General features: G+C 49.3%; 10 protein-coding genes. 3 read left to right on the top strand and 7 right to left on the bottom strand.

The genetic code is table 11. The features are described from left to right. Positions 1-74: 74 nt before the first annotated feature. Both ACYVGO_RS00750 and ACYVGO_RS00745 read left to right on the top strand, forming a co-directional pair. A complete protein-coding gene (locus ACYVGO_RS00750; RefSeq protein ID WP_460966814.1) occupies positions 75-1,070 on the top strand; it encodes a polysaccharide deacetylase family protein in 996 nt (331 codons plus the stop codon). A gap of 100 nt (positions 1,071-1,170) precedes the next feature. Beyond that, a complete protein-coding gene (locus ACYVGO_RS00745; protein ID WP_460966812.1) occupies positions 1,171-1,671 on the top strand; it encodes a dihydrofolate reductase in 501 nt (166 codons plus the stop codon). A 114-nt stretch (positions 1,672-1,785) separates the two neighbouring features. On the opposite strand, the gene ACYVGO_RS00740 is transcribed toward ACYVGO_RS00745, so the two are convergent. The 7 genes from ACYVGO_RS00740 to ACYVGO_RS00710 form a co-directional block, all read right to left on the bottom strand. Further along, complete coding sequence (locus ACYVGO_RS00740; RefSeq protein WP_460966811.1) at positions 1,786-3,885, bottom strand: beta-galactosidase; 2,100 nt, start codon at positions 3,883-3,885, stop codon at positions 1,786-1,788. A 12-nt stretch (positions 3,886-3,897) separates the two neighbouring features. Then, positions 3,898-4,827, bottom strand: coding sequence for a sugar phosphate isomerase/epimerase family protein (locus ACYVGO_RS00735; protein WP_460966809.1), 930 nt, complete (start codon positions 4,825-4,827; stop codon positions 3,898-3,900). A 111-nt stretch (positions 4,828-4,938) separates the two neighbouring features. Beyond that, complete coding sequence (locus ACYVGO_RS00730) at positions 4,939-7,278, bottom strand: glycoside hydrolase family 3 protein (protein ID WP_460966807.1); 2,340 nt, start codon at positions 7,276-7,278, stop codon at positions 4,939-4,941. Between the two features lie 140 nt (positions 7,279-7,418). Then, complete coding sequence (locus ACYVGO_RS00725; protein WP_460966805.1) at positions 7,419-8,960, bottom strand: carboxylesterase/lipase family protein; 1,542 nt, start codon at positions 8,958-8,960, stop codon at positions 7,419-7,421. Between the two features lie 141 nt (positions 8,961-9,101). After that, positions 9,102-9,977: an alpha/beta hydrolase gene (locus tag ACYVGO_RS00720; RefSeq protein WP_460966803.1), complete on the bottom strand. Its 876-nt coding sequence runs from the start codon at positions 9,975-9,977 to the stop codon at positions 9,102-9,104. Between the two features lie 96 nt (positions 9,978-10,073). Continuing rightward, positions 10,074-11,174 carry an esterase gene (locus tag ACYVGO_RS00715; protein WP_460966937.1) on the bottom strand — a complete coding sequence of 367 codons (1,101 nt, stop codon included), beginning with the start codon at positions 11,172-11,174 and terminating at the stop codon, positions 10,074-10,076. Between the two features lie 207 nt (positions 11,175-11,381). Beyond that, a complete protein-coding gene (locus tag ACYVGO_RS00710) occupies positions 11,382-12,566 on the bottom strand; it encodes an esterase (RefSeq protein ID WP_460966801.1) in 1,185 nt (394 codons plus the stop codon). A 568-nt stretch (positions 12,567-13,134) separates the two neighbouring features. On the opposite strand from ACYVGO_RS00710, the gene ACYVGO_RS00705 reads away from it, so the two are divergent. Further along, positions 13,135-14,814 (top strand): glycoside hydrolase family 28 protein, encoded by a 1,680-nt coding sequence (locus ACYVGO_RS00705; protein ID WP_460966799.1) that lies wholly within the window; start codon positions 13,135-13,137, stop codon positions 14,812-14,814. Positions 14,815-15,420: the final 606 nt, after the last annotated feature.

The raw sequence follows: 15,420 nt of genomic DNA, 5'->3' as shown, positions 1-15,420 counted from the left end.
ATCAATTATCTCTGTGGCTAACTTCACAATTTTAATTCAGATTTTTCCCAATTACCCTAAACCCCCAACCATTCATGAAACAATTCCTTGCCTGCCTGCTCCTGATAACCTTAACCCACTTGTCCGTTAACGCCCAAACTGAAACCTACGCGGAGAAACTTGGCTTTCCGAAAGGCAAAAAAGTCGTTATTCTCCACGTCGATGATGCAGGGATGAGCTATGAATCGAACGTGGGTACGATTACCGCCATCGACAAAGGCATTGCCAACTCAACGAGTGTTATGATGCCTTGTGGATGGGTACCGCAATTTTTCGACTACCTAAAAAAACACCCCAACACCGATTCAGGGGTTCACTTAACGCTGACCTCTGAGTGGGATAACTACCGATGGTCGCCGGTGGTGGGTTGCAAAAACGCACCGGGTTTGTGCGACGAACAGGGTGCCTTCTGGCATTCGGTGGCGCAGGTCGTTCAGCACGCTTCGGCTAATGAAGTGGAGGCCGAAATCAGGGCGCAACTGGCCCGATACCGGGCGTTTGGGATGCAGCCAACGCATATGGATTCGCATATGGGAACCCTGTTCGATCCTAAGTTTATCATGAGCTACGCCAAAGTGGCGATGGAAGAAAAAATTCCGGTTCTGTTTCCGGCTGGTCACGCGTCCCTGATCTTTAAGGTTAACAATGTACCAGAGCCCATGCAGAAACTGGCTCAGCAGGTAGGCAAACAGCTTTGGGATGCAGGGCTGCCCGTTTTAGACGATCTGGACGGCACTAGTTATGGCTGGACTTTACCCGCCGGAACGCCAGTTACTGATGCCAACATTCAAAAGTACAAAACCCAGAAATTTATCGAGCTGATCAACTCGGCAAAGCCGGGCCTGACCTATATTATCATGCACTGCACCTCGCCTACACCTACCTTCGACCAGATTAGCGATTCAGGGCAGACGCGTAAAGGCGATATGCTGGCCATGATGGACCCCGCCCTGAAGGCCTTCGTCGAAAAGGAAGGCATCATCGTCACGAACTGGAAAGAGTTGACACAACGACGGGGAAACGTTAAGTAAATCTAAACGCAAAGGCGCAAAGGATGCGCAAAGAGCGCTAAGTATAACTATAATCTTTGCGACCTTTGCGTTGTCCTTTGCGCCTTTGCGTTTAAAAAACATGAAAATCAGTCTTATCTCTGCCGTTGCTGACAATGGCGTTATTGGCCTCAACAACGATATGCCCTGGCACTTGCCCGACGACTTTGCTTTTTTCAAACGCAAGACCAGTCACCATCCCATCATTATGGGCCGTAAATCGCTGGAAGCCTTGGGTAAACCACTGCCTAACCGGACCAACATTGTTATTACCCGTAACCCCGACTTTACTGCAGAAAGTGTGACAGTCGTACATACACTTGACGATGCGATTGACAAAGCGCGAAAAGCCGATCGAGCCACCGATGAAATTTTCGTCATTGGCGGTGCTGAGATTTATAAACTGGCCCTACCCATTGCCACAACGCTTTACCTAACCGAAATTCATCAGACATTCGAAGGAGACACGTATTTCCCAGCCTTCAACAAGAGCGAGTGGCAGGAAGTGAGTCGACGACTGCACCCAGCCGATGAGCGCCATGCAGTGGCCTTTGATTTTGTGGAATATGAACGCGTAAGTTGATTTATTTTTTGTCATTCCGACGAAAGGAGGAATCTCAAGTCTCTTGATAGTCAAGTTTGAGATTCCTCCTTTCGTCGGAATGACAAAAAATCTAGCCGTTACAACAGGATCAGCTTAATTCTCCTCCACGATCTTCACACCCCAGGGCTCCAGCGGTAATACCGCATTTGGCGCGATTGCTCCGTTAGAAAGCAACTCTTTTCCGGCTTTATAGGGGTAGGTCACAGAGGCAGGAGCAGCCGAATAATTAAAGTAGTAGTGAATTTGTTTGCCCTGCTGATTGACCCCGGATTTGGTAATGAGCGGGAAAGCCAGTTGCTGGTCGGCCCCCCAAATACCCGCTTTTTTCACCGCATCTTCCAGTATTTTTTTTAGGATCGCATCGCTGGTGATACAGCCCATATAAGTTGCTAACCCCTTCCCGTACTTATTTTCGGTGATGGCTGCGTATTTACCCCAAACGGGATGATCATAGTAAGCAAGTACGCTGGCAGTAGTCGGTGTGATCAACTCCATCCAGGTCTTGACGCTATTTTGCTCGTTGCCTACTTTATAAGGATCGCCCTTCAACGAAACCTGCACTGGAATTGTGAATTGACTATAATAAATCCCGCAGGCTTCATTGATAATACCTGGCTGACGCGTTGATCTCACTTTCACGTTTTCGTCGGAGAAACCACTTTTAAAGGTGTAAACAATGTGCCCGCCGTTTTTCACGAAACTATTCAGTCGATTCAGCAACGCATCCGAAGCCGCATAAAGAGCCGGAACGATCAGCACTTTGTAGCTTTCCAGGTTTGTACTCGTTGGATCGACGAAATCAATGCCGACGTTCATCTGATACAGCGCGTCATACATGGGCCGCAGCACATCGTTGTACTTTTCTCGGGCACCCCATCCAAAACTAAAGGCGTTGAAAGCGGTCAGCGCTTCGTTGCTGAACAGCATTGCCACCGAGTTTGTCTTTTTGAGGTTAACCAGTTTCGAACTGAGCTTCTCAAAATCACGCCCAATGGTTTTGGCTTCGTCGTAGGTAGGATTCGGTTCAAAATCGTGGCTCAACAGCCCTTTCCAGTATGTTTCGGCAGAGTTATGAATGGAATGCCAGTGCCAGTATTCCAGCATGTTAGCACCCGACGCCAGATGACTGAACGCCTGTAACCGCAACTGACCCGGATAGGGAACCCACTGCGGAAAGCCCTGCGCTTCGGTTTCGAGAACCAGGTAATTTTTGCCACGTTTCGACGCATCGACTTTCATAGAACGGGCTAGGTCGCCACCTAATGAAATTTCGGTTCCGGTGAGCTTATCCTGCGTTGGGTGATAAATGTCGATTCCGGCAACATCCATTGCCTTAGCTGCCGCGAAATGATCAACATCAGCCTGAATACCATACGAATAGCCCCGCCAATCAAGATCAAAATTCTGCGTAATAAATTGATCCGGACGTTTGTATTCCCGCACAAGCGCAGCCTGCCAGGCTAGATAATCGGTGACCAGCTTTCGCTGAAACTTCGAGAACTCCGAACTCAAACTGGCGTTGATCGTACCGACTGTCGATGGAAAATCGTCCCAGTTATTGATTCGATTGCTCCAGTAATCCAGCCCATACGCCTTGTTGATAGCGTCCAGTGTTTTGTACTTTTCCTTCATGTACTGAACAAAAGCCTGCTGAACGTTATCTCCTGTCGTATAGTAGTGCTTCGTTTCATTATCGACCTGATACCCAATAATAGCCGGATGCGATTTGACGTGTTCCAGCATCTTCCGAATCACGCGTTCGGCATGAAACCGGAAGTGTGTATTGGTAATATCCATATTCTGGCGAGCACCGTACCGATTGGGTCCCTGTGGCGTAATAGCCAATACATCCGGGTATTTTTTGACTAGCCAGGTCGGCACGGCATAGGTAGGCGTTCCAATGATCACCTGGATACCTGCCTTGTGCATCGCGTTCAGTACACGGTCGATGTGCGAATAATCGAACACGCCATCCTGCGGCTCCACTGTGCTCCAGGTTGATTCGGCAATTCGAACGACATTGATACCGGCCTCTTTCATCATCTGGATGTCCTTCTCCAAACGCTCATAGGGCATGTACTCATCATAATACGCTACGCCAAACAGAAGCTTATCCTGCTTAGGTGTTTGGGCCGATGCCGTGCCAGCGAGAAGACTAAACGTAACAGCAAGGAAATAATAGATTTTGGTCATGTAGGTTATGGCTTACACTAATTTGCTCCCCACCGATTCGAGCAGGGCCTTTGTCCGGCGGATACCTTCCTCCTCGGCCATTCCTTCGCCTTCGAACTCAACACCAATATAGCCTTTGAAACCCGAGTCTTTCACCAATTTGAGCATACGGGCGTAGTCGATCTTGGTTTCCTGGCCCTGAGCGTTGAACCCATAACTTTTGGCACTTACCCCACCTTTGGCATAGGGCAACATTTCGGTGACGCCTTTATAACGGTCGTATAGCTTCTCACAGTTTTTTTCTGAACTACCCCAGTCATGCGACTGACAGAAGTTTCCAAAGTCAGGCAAGAGTCCGCAGTTTGATTTGCCAACGGCTTTCGCTACGGAGGCCATCCAACTCCCATCCGACGAGTGGCCACCGTGGTTTTCGGCAACGACATTGATACCCAGCGGAGAAACTTTTTCAGCCAGTCGACCCATACTTTCGATAGCCCGCTTGCGGACTTCATCGGCCGAATCTTTGCTTTGTAGATTCACCCGAATCGTTTTGCAGCCTAAATAGTGAGCCGCTTCTGCCCAGACATAATGGCGCGTAATGGCATCGGCCCGTTTGGCCGCGTCGGCATCCACCAGATTCCCGGCGGTGTCGATCATCAGCAGATGGTTCGTAACGCCCTCGTCCTTACTCCGCTTGAGCAGTTCCTGTAGATAGGCCGGTTCGTTCTTCACGAATTGATCGACGTACTCGACCACCGTGATGCCGAAATCCCGGCGGGCTCGGGTTGGGAAATCAAGTGTCGTGGTTTCCTTTTTGAACAACGCCCGATGCAGCGACCACTGAGCCAGGGAGATGCTGAAAAATAAAGGCTTAGGAGCCGCCAGTGACTCTAGGGTCGGCAAGAGTGGCAGTGTAGCAAGAGCACCTAGCTGCCCCAGAAAATGGCGCCGGGTTGTGTGCATAGTAGTATGGGTTGATTAGGTAGATTACGAAATCGAAATGGGGACCTTTCTGTGCTGTCAGATTTAAGAATCTGACAGCACGCAACAGCACTCAAAAGAGAGGGAACGCACTTATTTCAAACTCAAAACCGCTTTCTTATACTTCGCGGTTCGGGCATCCTGAATGACGCCTTTCCAGTTCAGACCAAAGCCGAAATCATAGACATGCCCTTCCGAATCGCGGTACGAAGTCATATCACGGGGAACATCTTCGGCTTGAGTTTCTACGGTTTTCATATCGACGGGAAATTGCATGGGTAACAGGGCCGAGGGTTCGTGTGCACCCGTGAGGATGTCCATGAGCGCCTGATCCTGCACGCCAAAATGGGCCAGAATGGCGTTCGATTGGCTTTCAAACTCTTTAACAACCGTTGGGTTCGACACCTGTAAGGCAACAATTACGGGCTTCCCCTTCATCATAGCATAAGTTTCGGTGACCATGTTCAGATCTGACGTGTTGATCGTCTTGGCGGTTTTGCCGTTATAGGTCCGGTTCGTGAATTTCTCCAGTGGATCGCCACCCGCAATACTTGGGTCACGGGTACCCTGAGCGGTATAATCGCCGTATTGCAGACTAACGGGAACGTAGCCGGTTCCGCCCGCTTTGGCATCGGGAATGCTGTATCCCCCGCCCGAATCCGGACTTCGCATGAACACCAGCGCGTAATCGGCTTCGGCAGGGTTATCCGTTACCGTGAAATACTTCTTCACGATGTTCAGGCTGACAGGATATTCGAGTTTTTCGGGAATATCCATACCCAGAAAATTGCGGCCGGCAGGTGTAAATTGCTTAGGAATATAAACCGTTTTGCCTTTAGTCAGCGGCAGGGTTTTGGCTTTGTTTTTCAGCATCACCACCGATTCCAGTTGCGCCTGATAGCCCGCCTTCATGAACTCAGCCATACCTACCGATTTTTGCGAAACCTGCGGATCTAAGTAGGGATTTTCAAACAGCCCAACCCGGAAGACATTCTTGAGCAATCGAACGGCCGATTGTTCAAACCTGGCCCGCATGAAGGCTTCGCCGTGCTCTTTAACGCCCATTTTGTAGGCTTCCATAACCGGTCCCGATTCATTGTTGCCGCCAAACTGATCGACGCCATTCATCAGGATTTTGTAGTGTCGTTGCGCAACCGACAGTTTTTCGACACCCCACGATTTACCCGTCAGAAACACATCGACCGCCGTTTCATCGGCTGTAATGAGCCAGTCGGTGCAAACGACACCGTCGTATTTGTATTTGGTCCGTAGAAGGTCGTGGATGATGTATTTGTTATAGCTGTTCCCTACGTTTTCGCCGTATTTCTTATCCTGATCGAACGAAATTGTGTAATACGGCATCACCGCCGAGGCCATGCCCGTTTTACCACTTAGTTTGAAAGCACCGTTCAGAAATGGCAGAAAATGCGTCTGGAAATTCTTGCCCGGATAAACGGCGTATTTACCATAGCCATAGTGCGCGTCACGTCCGCCCTCACCCGAGCCACCACCCGGCCAGTGTTTTACCATGGCATTTACACTATGGTAACCCCAGCCGCCTGTAATTTCGTTAGCTCCGGTTGAGGTTTGAAAGCCATCTACGTAGGCACGAGCCATATCGGTAGCCAATTGCGGATCTTCACCAAACGTACCACTCACCCGGTTCCAGCGCGGATCAGTTGCTATATCGATCTGGGGAGATAGGGCTGTAGCAATACCCAGCGAACGATATTCGGTAGCAGCAATCTGACCGAATCGTTGCACTAGTTCAGGCTTGAACGTAGCCGCTAAACCCAGCGAACCGGGCCACATGGAAATTGTGCCCCCCGCTCCGGCGTTAAATTCGGCATTTGCACGCGTACCGTGGCGCGGATCGGAACTGCTGTTAACTGGAATTCCCAACCCAAATCCTTCGACCAATGCCTGGGCATTATTGTTCCATTCGGCAGCCGCTTCAGGGCTTTGCACCGACGTAATCAGGACGTGCCGCAGGTTATCTTTAGTCAGGAACTCCCGTTGCTGGTCTGATAGATCGGCAACTTTAGCGCCACTTTGGGCGAATATTTTCCCATTATACGTACCTGCAAACGGGCCACCCGCTGCTGCCGGAATAGGCTGGTGTTTACTGTACAACATCAGCCCGGCAATCTGGTCGATGGACATTTTGGAGGCCAGATCTTTAGCTCGAACATCGGCCGATAGCCGCCAGTCTTCGTACTTATCCAGTTTACCGTTCTTATTCAGGTCTTTAAAGGCAAACCCTTTATCGGTTAGCAGTTTAACGCCGGAAGTGGTGGCGTAGCCCAAAGTCTGCCCACCTTTATTAGTAACTTTCGTCCAGTTTCCGGACTTTGTTTCGGTCCAGTTTTGGCCTATTGCTACGGATGCAGATAGCAAGCTTAATAGGCCGATATAGGTACTTTTCTTTCTCATAGTTGGTCGGTTATTAATCAAATTTATTGAGCTTTTTTTGTCATCCCGACGCCAGGAGGGATCTCAAGCTTGACTAATGTGGAAGCTTGAGATCCCTCCTGGCGTCGGGATGACAAAAAACTTATTCAGGCAATCTTTAGTCATTTCCCAACTCCATAATAAGTCTCCCAAAAAGCCATCTGCGGTTTTGTTGGGAGTAGGCGATTCTGGATGGTTGTATCCAGAATTAAGACGTTTTCGATGGCAGGCGTATAGGCAACCCACTTAGGTAAATCTTTGCCATTGGGGTTACCCGTTTTAGCGAAATTCACCCAGTACGATGACATTGCATCGGCTAGTGATTGATCGACGGGTTCCCAAGGGCGATTGAGTGTATGCAGGTTATTATAGGCGTACACAATCTCGCCCGAGTGAAAGGCCCCAAATTGTGTCTCGGGTGTTGCGGCAGGTAGTTTGCGATTAAAATTATACATATAGACCGGCGCTTTACCTGTTTTTGTCTGCATTTTAGCCCACGTATAATCCTGAATACCAAACGATTCATCCCGACCGCTGGCGATTTTCGACTGGGCTGCTTCCGAGTCAGTTTTTGCCGGATATACGGCCAGAAAATCGTCGGCTCTATTGGCAAATCGTTTTTTCACCTGCTCCCGAAAAGCCTCCGCTTTGGTGGGAGGTCCAGACACCCGATCCTCCGCATTCCAGCCCACAATGAGCGGCACATCATTCTGGTGGCCTTTCGCATAGATGTCCATTATCGACTCGGGAACCACGTAGCCATCCGTAATGGGTGCACTCAAGCCACCATTCGCTTTCAGAATATCGTCGGCCGATTTAGACCGAAGTTCGCTCAGAGAAGTTGCGCCCAGCGATGTAGCGAACGTAACCCCCTGTTGCTCGGCTCCCTGAAAGGTCAACTTAGGTCGAATAGGACTAGCCACGAAGCTTCCACCACTTTCGGCAATTGCCTTTTGAAAAAGCCCTTTGGTCAGTGGCGAAGCCGTCAGGAAATTAACCGCAAAGGCACCTGCCGACTGTCCGGCAATGGTAACGTTAGCAGGATCACCACCCATCGCGGCTATGTTTTTCTGAACCCAGCGGAGGGCCGCGATCATATCCATCAATGCATAGTTGCCTGACGCATTATGACCTGACTCCTGCGATAATTCGGGGTGCGCCATAAAACCGAAAACACCGAGCCGGTAGTTGATATTGACGAAGACAACTCCTTTTTTCGCCATCGCTTCCCCGTCATAAATGGGGCAGGCTCCTCCCCCACTCCGAAAGCCTCCACCCGGTATAAAGACGATCACCGGTCGTTTTTCGGTAGCGGACTTAGCACCAGTCCACACATTCAGATACAAACAGTCTTCGCTAATAGGGGCTTCAGGAATCAGAAACTCCGTCGACCAGTACATAAAGGGTGTAGGTTTGCCTTGCATCGGGCTTGGCCCAAATACCTGGCACTTCCGAACGCCCGTCCAATTGGCAACAGGCTGTGGCGCTTTCCAGCGCAGATTCCCAACGGGCGGGGCCGCAAATGGAATGCCTTTAAAGATGCGGATATCGCCCGTTTTGTTGGCCGTTCCCTCAATCGGGCCATTCTCCGTTTTAACAATCGTTGATTGACTAAAGGCAGAAAAGGAAATTAGGGCCAGGATAAAGAGGAAGGTTCGTTTCATAGAGGATTACCGGCTGTGATGTCGGGTAGAAGTGCCAGACACCACAAGAATAAGGTTTTTAAATCCCCTTCAGGGGATTTAGGGGTTTCAAGACGGTTATTTATAGTTTTATAAGCTCACAACGGGTTGCCTTTCTATCTCTTAAGGTGCTACAACGCCATTGCTTTTCAAAATCTTTTGAAAAAACAGGACATGAAAAGGGAGCGAATTCTCCCAATAATCCCATGTATGACCGCCGGGATGCTCGGTATAATCGTGAGGGGTTTGATTATACACCAGCCGTCGGTGCAATTCGCGGTTTGGTTCAATCAGGAAATCGTCGACACCACAATCAATGATTAATGGCAAGCCGTTGGCTTTCATTTTGTCGGCCATGTTCACTACCGAATTGAGGGCGTATAAATCGGGCGTTGAGCCAACTGGACCCAGAATCCGGGCGAATTGGGGGGCAATCTGTTTGGCAAATTCAGGGGTAATTTTCCAGTGTGTTGCACTTAAATCCAGGGCTCCGCTCATGCTCCCTGCCGCACAGTAGAGATCCGGGTGGCGGGTAGACAAGTACAAGGCACCATGACCACCCATACTCAGGCCCGTAATGACCCGCCCTTTCCGGTCACGAACGGTCCGGTAGGTATTATCAATCTTCTCGATAACTTCCTTCGTAATGTAAGTCTCGAAGAGGTTATCTTTCTGAATAGGACTGTCCAGATAGCCACTTAGCGGCTCCCCTTCCGGGGTTACAATAATCAGATTATACTGATCCGATAGATTCTGCAACAGCATCTTGTCGGGCGTTTTGGTCAGCCAATCGCTGAACTTTCCACCGCCCCCATGCAACAAATACAAGACCGGATAAACCGCTTTGCCTTTGGCGTAGGAGTTGGGCAGAATAACTCCAGCTCGCAGGTTTTTCTGCATGGCCGCCGAAGGGATGTCCAGCGAATCGACTTTGGCCGCGAAGGATAAGACGCCTAAGCTTATAAAGTAAATAAAGAGAAAGGAGCGAAGTAATTTCATGTAAGCAACTTTTTGTCTGGGCCAAGCTCCGGCTTAGCCCGTTAAACCAATTCTATAGGGCCAAGCCGGAGCCTGGCCCAGACAAAATCTAGCTAATCACTTAAAAAGCATCGGCGTATATTCATTGAGGTACTGCCGCCAGTTCACCCAGGTATGACCTCCTGATGTTTCTTTGTACTGGTATTTAATGTTGTGTTTATCGAGCATAGCCAGCGTTTTTTTGTTGGCGTCCATCACAAAATCATCTTTACCAATAGCAACCCAGAACAGCTTTTTACCCTTGTTGAAAGAAGGGTCGTTTAATACCTTCGCGTATTTTGTATCGGCTTCGTCAGCGGTTGCACCAAAGAACCCCGAGCTAAATACACCCACGTAATTGAATAGCTCTGGATGCGTCAGCGTTACATCAAGAGTTTGAAAGCCGCCCATCGACAGGCCAGCAATCGCCCGACTTTCGGGGGTAGCTACCGTCCGATACGTTTTCTCTACGGTAGGCATTACGTCTTTCAGTAACTCGCTGGAAAACTGATCCCGCATTTGATTCATTGCCTGCGCATTGGGCATACCCGTTTGTGGAGGTAGCGGCATACTGCCGTTGGGCATCACCACGATCATGGGTTTCGCTTTTCCAGCCGCAATCAGATTGTCCAGAATGAAACCCGACCGGCCAATGGTATTCCAGCCCGAGTCATCATCACCTCCGCCGTGCAACAAATAAAAGACGGGGTATTTACTCGATCCTTTTTCGTAACCTGGTGGTGTGTACACGTGCATCCGGCGCATCATACCCAATGTGTTCGATGAATACCAAACCTCGCGCACTTCGCCGTGTGGCACCGCTTTGTTATCCTCAAAAGCAGTCTCCGGGCCAGTCACTGCCATCATGTTTTCTAAACTGCTGATGCCTTGTTTGATAACCGGATTCTTAGGGTCCATCGTCCGAACGCCATCCACCGATAAGGTATACGAATAGTAATCAGGCTTCAATGGGCCAATCACCACCGCCCAAACACCCTGATCATTCTTGGTCAGACTGAGCGGTTTCGGGCTGGACTGGAAGTCGCCCCCTACGGTTACTTCTGTTGCTTTGGGCGCATAAATCTGAATGATCACGCGCTTATCGGACAGCACTTTAGGCGAATTGAGGGTGTCGTTGGGCGTTGGTGTCCGCTGGGGCATTTGAGCCATAGCCCCCATCGAGATCAGCGTAGTACATAGGGCCAGCGCAAAACTGCGGGCATTTGTCAGGGTTTTCATAGGAAATAAAAAATGGTTTGAGTGATGGCGCGAGGCTCTGGCCTCGTACCTATTATTCATCGGCCTCTGGCCGATAGTGTTAGTGTTTAATGAAACCGGCCAGAGGCCGGGGAATAATAGAGACGAGGCCAGAGCCTCGCGCCATCGTCATTTCCGCCAGAGGTTTGGCAACAATTTGTAATAGAGTAGATGCCGCCAGGTGCCCCAATCATGTGCGCCTTCACCACCTACATAGTACTCGTGGTTGACGTTATGTTTTTGCAAAGCTTCATGAAGCGCCACCGCCCGTTTGCCAATGGTCTCCACCTCGCCCGTTCCCTGTCCAACCAGCAGGTAATCAACTTTCCGGTTGACGGCAGGATCGTTTAGCAGCGCGGCACTCACTTTTTCGGTTTCCAGATCGCCCGCACTCAGCACACCGAAGGAGCTAAACAGATCGAGATTTTTGAGCGCTACTAATTGCGTGTGCCGACCACCCATCGACAAGCCAGCAAACGCACGACCTTTCCGGTCGGCACGGGTACTGTAGGTCTTGTCTACAAAGGGGATGATCTGTTTTTTTAATTCCTCTTCAAACAGGGGAAATGTCTTTTCGGTATGATTTGGGTCGCTGCGGTGAACAACCTGATTGTTAGGCATGGCAATCAGCATGGGCACCATTTTACCCTCGGCAATCAGGTTATCGGCAATGAAGTTAGCGCGCCCATCCAGTGCCCAACCCGACGCCAGTTCACCACTGCCGCCGACCAGATACAGAACCGGGTATTTCTTTTTGGGCGAATAACCAGGGGGCGTGTACACATAGATTTCCCGTTCGCCATTCAGCACGTCGGAATGGTAAATATGCCGGGTTACAGCGCCATGTGGCACGGGCCTGGCATCGTAATAAGCCGGGCCATCGCCCTGAACGACCACGTTACTATAGCCCGGCTGGTCGTTGAAACCAGTCAGCGTATTGTTAGGGTCAACGACCTGTACGCCGTCGATCACGAATTTGTACACGTAAATATCTGGCTTAACGGGGCCAACGGTTAAGGTCCATAGTCCGTCGTCGCCTTTCTGAAATGGAATAGGCTCTTTTGCCTTTAAGGCCAGCAATATCGGCCCACCCGTAAGCATAACCTGTTTGGCCTCAGGTGCTTTGAGTCGGAAGGTTATGGTATGATCATCGCGGACTTCGGGCGAGATTACGTTCGCCCCAAACGGCAGTAGATTCTGCGTATTTTTCTGGGGATTCCAGTCCAGATTGACATGTGCCTGCTGGGCATTTACCCCTTGGATGCCTGCCAGCAACAGCAATGCCAGCAGGCTGTTAATTCGATTTTTAACCATCTGTTCACCTTTGTGTCAAAAGTACATAAAGTTCGTATTCATTATAAGTACGGCAAGGATTTTTTGCAGGATTTTGAGATTAAGAAATTGGTATCTCAAGCCTCAAAACGGTCTATACTATATATATACATCTTGACTGTGAGCGGAGCAGCCCCTTTGGGGGCGGCATGTTAATAGCAATTGTAGTTCACAAAGTCTTATAGCTCCGTAGGTGCGACCTGTATATATCAAAATAGGTCTCACCTACGGAGCTACAGGGTTAGGGTCTAGTATTTTCTATTAACATACCGCCCCTAACGGGGCTTAGGCAACGGTCAAAAGATGTATATGCTGTAGCTATTTTCACGAGAGTGGTTTACCGTATAGACCGCTATCTTCATTTAAGTCAATAGTGCGGAGATCACTCCTATAAACAAATCCTGACAACGTTCCCGGCAACGATTGCGTAAATAAAGGACAATCGTTGCTTGAAGGAGTACCGATTTTTGGGTCACTTTAGGATGAAAATCAGCATCAGATCGTCTAAAATCGCGTCATTACAACTAGTCGATTTCTCTCCCGAGCCCCAATGAAAACGCTTACTGGCCTACTCGCACTCATTCTCATTACTGCCTTTCGCATGGCTCCTGGCAGCTCAGAAGGCAATGTCAGTTTTAATTCAGCAGGAGTTGATTTGCCGAAAATCCAGGCTCCTACATTTCGAAAAGATACCTTACTGATTAGCAAATTTGGTGCGGTAGCCGATGGACTCACACTCAATACGTCGGCCATTAACAAAGCCATTGAGCAATGCAATCGCCGTGGCGGGGGTGTAGTCGTGATACCGCGTGGCCTTTGGTTAACCGGACCAATTTCCCTGAAAAGCAACGTCAATCTGCATCTGGCCGAAGGTGCTTTAGTACAATTCACCGACCAGCGCACCGCCTATCCCTTAGTGAACACGTCCTGGGAAGGTGAAGACGCTGTTCGGAATCAGGCTCCTATTTCGGGCACTGACCTCGACAACATCGCCATTACTGGCAAAGGCATTCTGGACGGGGCTGGCGATGCGTGGCGAATGGTCAAAAAAATCAAACTCACCGACGATCAGTGGAAGAAGCTCGTGGCATCGGGCGGGGTGGTAAACGATAAAAAGGATATGTGGTATCCCTCAGAACAGTCGTTTAAGGGAGCCACTATGACGGCCGTAAAATCTGGCCAGCCGATGGCGTATTACGAGGGCATCAAGGATTTCCTGCGCCCAAACATGCTGAGCCTGACGCGCTGCAAACGCATTTTACTCGAAGGTGTCACCTTTCAGAACTCGCCTGCCTGGTGCCTCCACCCGCTTCTGTGCGAGCATATTACGTTACGTAACGTCACGGTAAAGAACCCCTGGTATGCGCAGAACGGCGATGGTCTTGATCTGGAATCATGCCGGAATGGACTGGTTGAGGCTTGTACGTTCGATGTGGGCGATGATGGCATCTGCATCAAATCAGGGCGTGACGAACAGGGCCGCAAGCGGGGCGTTCCGACCGAAAATATCATTGTGCGGAATTGCCGGGTGTATCATGCCCACGGCGGGTTTGTGATCGGGAGTGAAATGTCGGGCGGGGTGAAAAATCTGTACGTCTCGAACTGTCAGTTTATGGGTACCGATATAGGGCTACGGTTCAAAACGGCCCGTGGACGCGGGGGTGTCGTTGAAAACATCTATGTAGATGGCATCGACATGACCAACATTGCCGGAGAAGCCATTCTGTTCGACATGTATTACGCGGCCAAGGACCCGGTGCCGCAACAGGGCGAATCCACGCCGAGCGAGAGCAACGAACTTCCAATAATTCCGGCCCAGCCACTTTCTGAAGCCACTCCTCAATTCCGGTCGTTTCAGATTCGGAACATAACCTGCAAAGGGGCTGAAAAGGGTATCATGGTGCGTGGCTTACCCGAAATGGCGGTGAAGGCTATTCTGATTGAAAACGCGGTTCTCCAAAGTCGGAAGGGGTTTGTCTGCATCGAAGCTGAGAACATCCGCCTGAAAAACGTAACCCTACTGTCACCAGCCAAAACGCTGATGCAAATCCAGAACAGCCGTAACATCACGCTCGACAACATCCACTACGCCGACAACACCAACCTGCTCATGCACATCTCCGGCGACCGCTCGAACGGCATCAAACTCCTGAACACCAATACCTCGCACGCAAAGAAAACGGCAGAGACAAGCGCCGGTGTCCCAGCGAATGCGTTGAGGATGAACTAGATTCTATCCATACCTCTAGTTGTGACTCAGGGCCTGTAAGCTAGCTTACAGGCCCTGAGTTTTTATAAGGGTGTGTTCTCTATCGAACTATTAGTTGCCTCTCCTCAAAATATATATGGTTAGTTCTTATGGCTAATTTATAGAGATAATAGTAAGTATTTTTTCAAATTTAGTTGCATAAGTCAAATCGATAGCATAAGATTGCAGGCAGTACTAAGGCAAAACCTAGCAGAAGAATCCCATAAAAACCTGAACAAAAAAGTCTTGTGACTGAGGAGGTTAAATTAAAAAACCACATTTACGATGCTAAAGAAGGGATCAAGCGATACGTTACGGAAGTGGTAGCCGAGTAACTATTTGAATGTGGATACGACATCATATTGATTCAGGAATTACTTAGCTACAATGCTATTCAAACGACCATGCGCTACACCTAAATTAGCAAAATAACTATCGCACCTGAAAAATTTAAAATATTAGTCTTTGGGTTAAAAAAATGAGAAAACATGAGGGTTTTTTCGTTTAGATTACCCCAATATAGATTCAAAATAAAATTCGAACAAATACTTAATAATGTAAAAGAAAAAATGGCTTTAAGGTTAACTG

It is taken from the genome of Spirosoma migulaei (genome assembly GCF_054776855.1).
The sequence above is the reverse complement of the archived record's forward strand: the minus strand, read 5'-3'. Positions and strand labels throughout refer to the sequence as shown.

What these genes read in the sequence shown, in the direction of transcription:
- ACYVGO_RS00750 (WP_460966814.1), top strand. Translation starts at nt 75, where the DNA reads ATGAAACAATTCCTTGCCTGCCTGCTCCTGATAACCTTAACCCACTTG.
- ACYVGO_RS00745 (WP_460966812.1), top strand. Translation starts at nt 1,171, where the DNA reads ATGAAAATCAGTCTTATCTCTGCCGTTGCTGACAATGGCGTTATTGGC.
- ACYVGO_RS00740 (WP_460966811.1), bottom strand. Translation starts at nt 3,885, where the DNA reads ATGACCAAAATCTATTATTTCCTTGCTGTTACGTTTAGTCTTCTCGCT.
- ACYVGO_RS00735 (WP_460966809.1), bottom strand. Translation starts at nt 4,827, where the DNA reads ATGCACACAACCCGGCGCCATTTTCTGGGGCAGCTAGGTGCTCTTGCT.
- ACYVGO_RS00730 (WP_460966807.1), bottom strand. Translation starts at nt 7,278, where the DNA reads ATGAGAAAGAAAAGTACCTATATCGGCCTATTAAGCTTGCTATCTGCA.
- ACYVGO_RS00725 (WP_460966805.1), bottom strand. Translation starts at nt 8,960, where the DNA reads ATGAAACGAACCTTCCTCTTTATCCTGGCCCTAATTTCCTTTTCTGCC.
- ACYVGO_RS00720 (WP_460966803.1), bottom strand. Translation starts at nt 9,977, where the DNA reads ATGAAATTACTTCGCTCCTTTCTCTTTATTTACTTTATAAGCTTAGGC.
- ACYVGO_RS00715 (WP_460966937.1), bottom strand. Translation starts at nt 11,174, where the DNA reads ATGGGGGCTATGGCTCAAATGCCCCAGCGGACACCAACGCCCAACGAC.
- ACYVGO_RS00710 (WP_460966801.1), bottom strand. Translation starts at nt 12,566, where the DNA reads ATGGTTAAAAATCGAATTAACAGCCTGCTGGCATTGCTGTTGCTGGCA.
- ACYVGO_RS00705 (WP_460966799.1), top strand. Translation starts at nt 13,135, where the DNA reads ATGAAAACGCTTACTGGCCTACTCGCACTCATTCTCATTACTGCCTTT.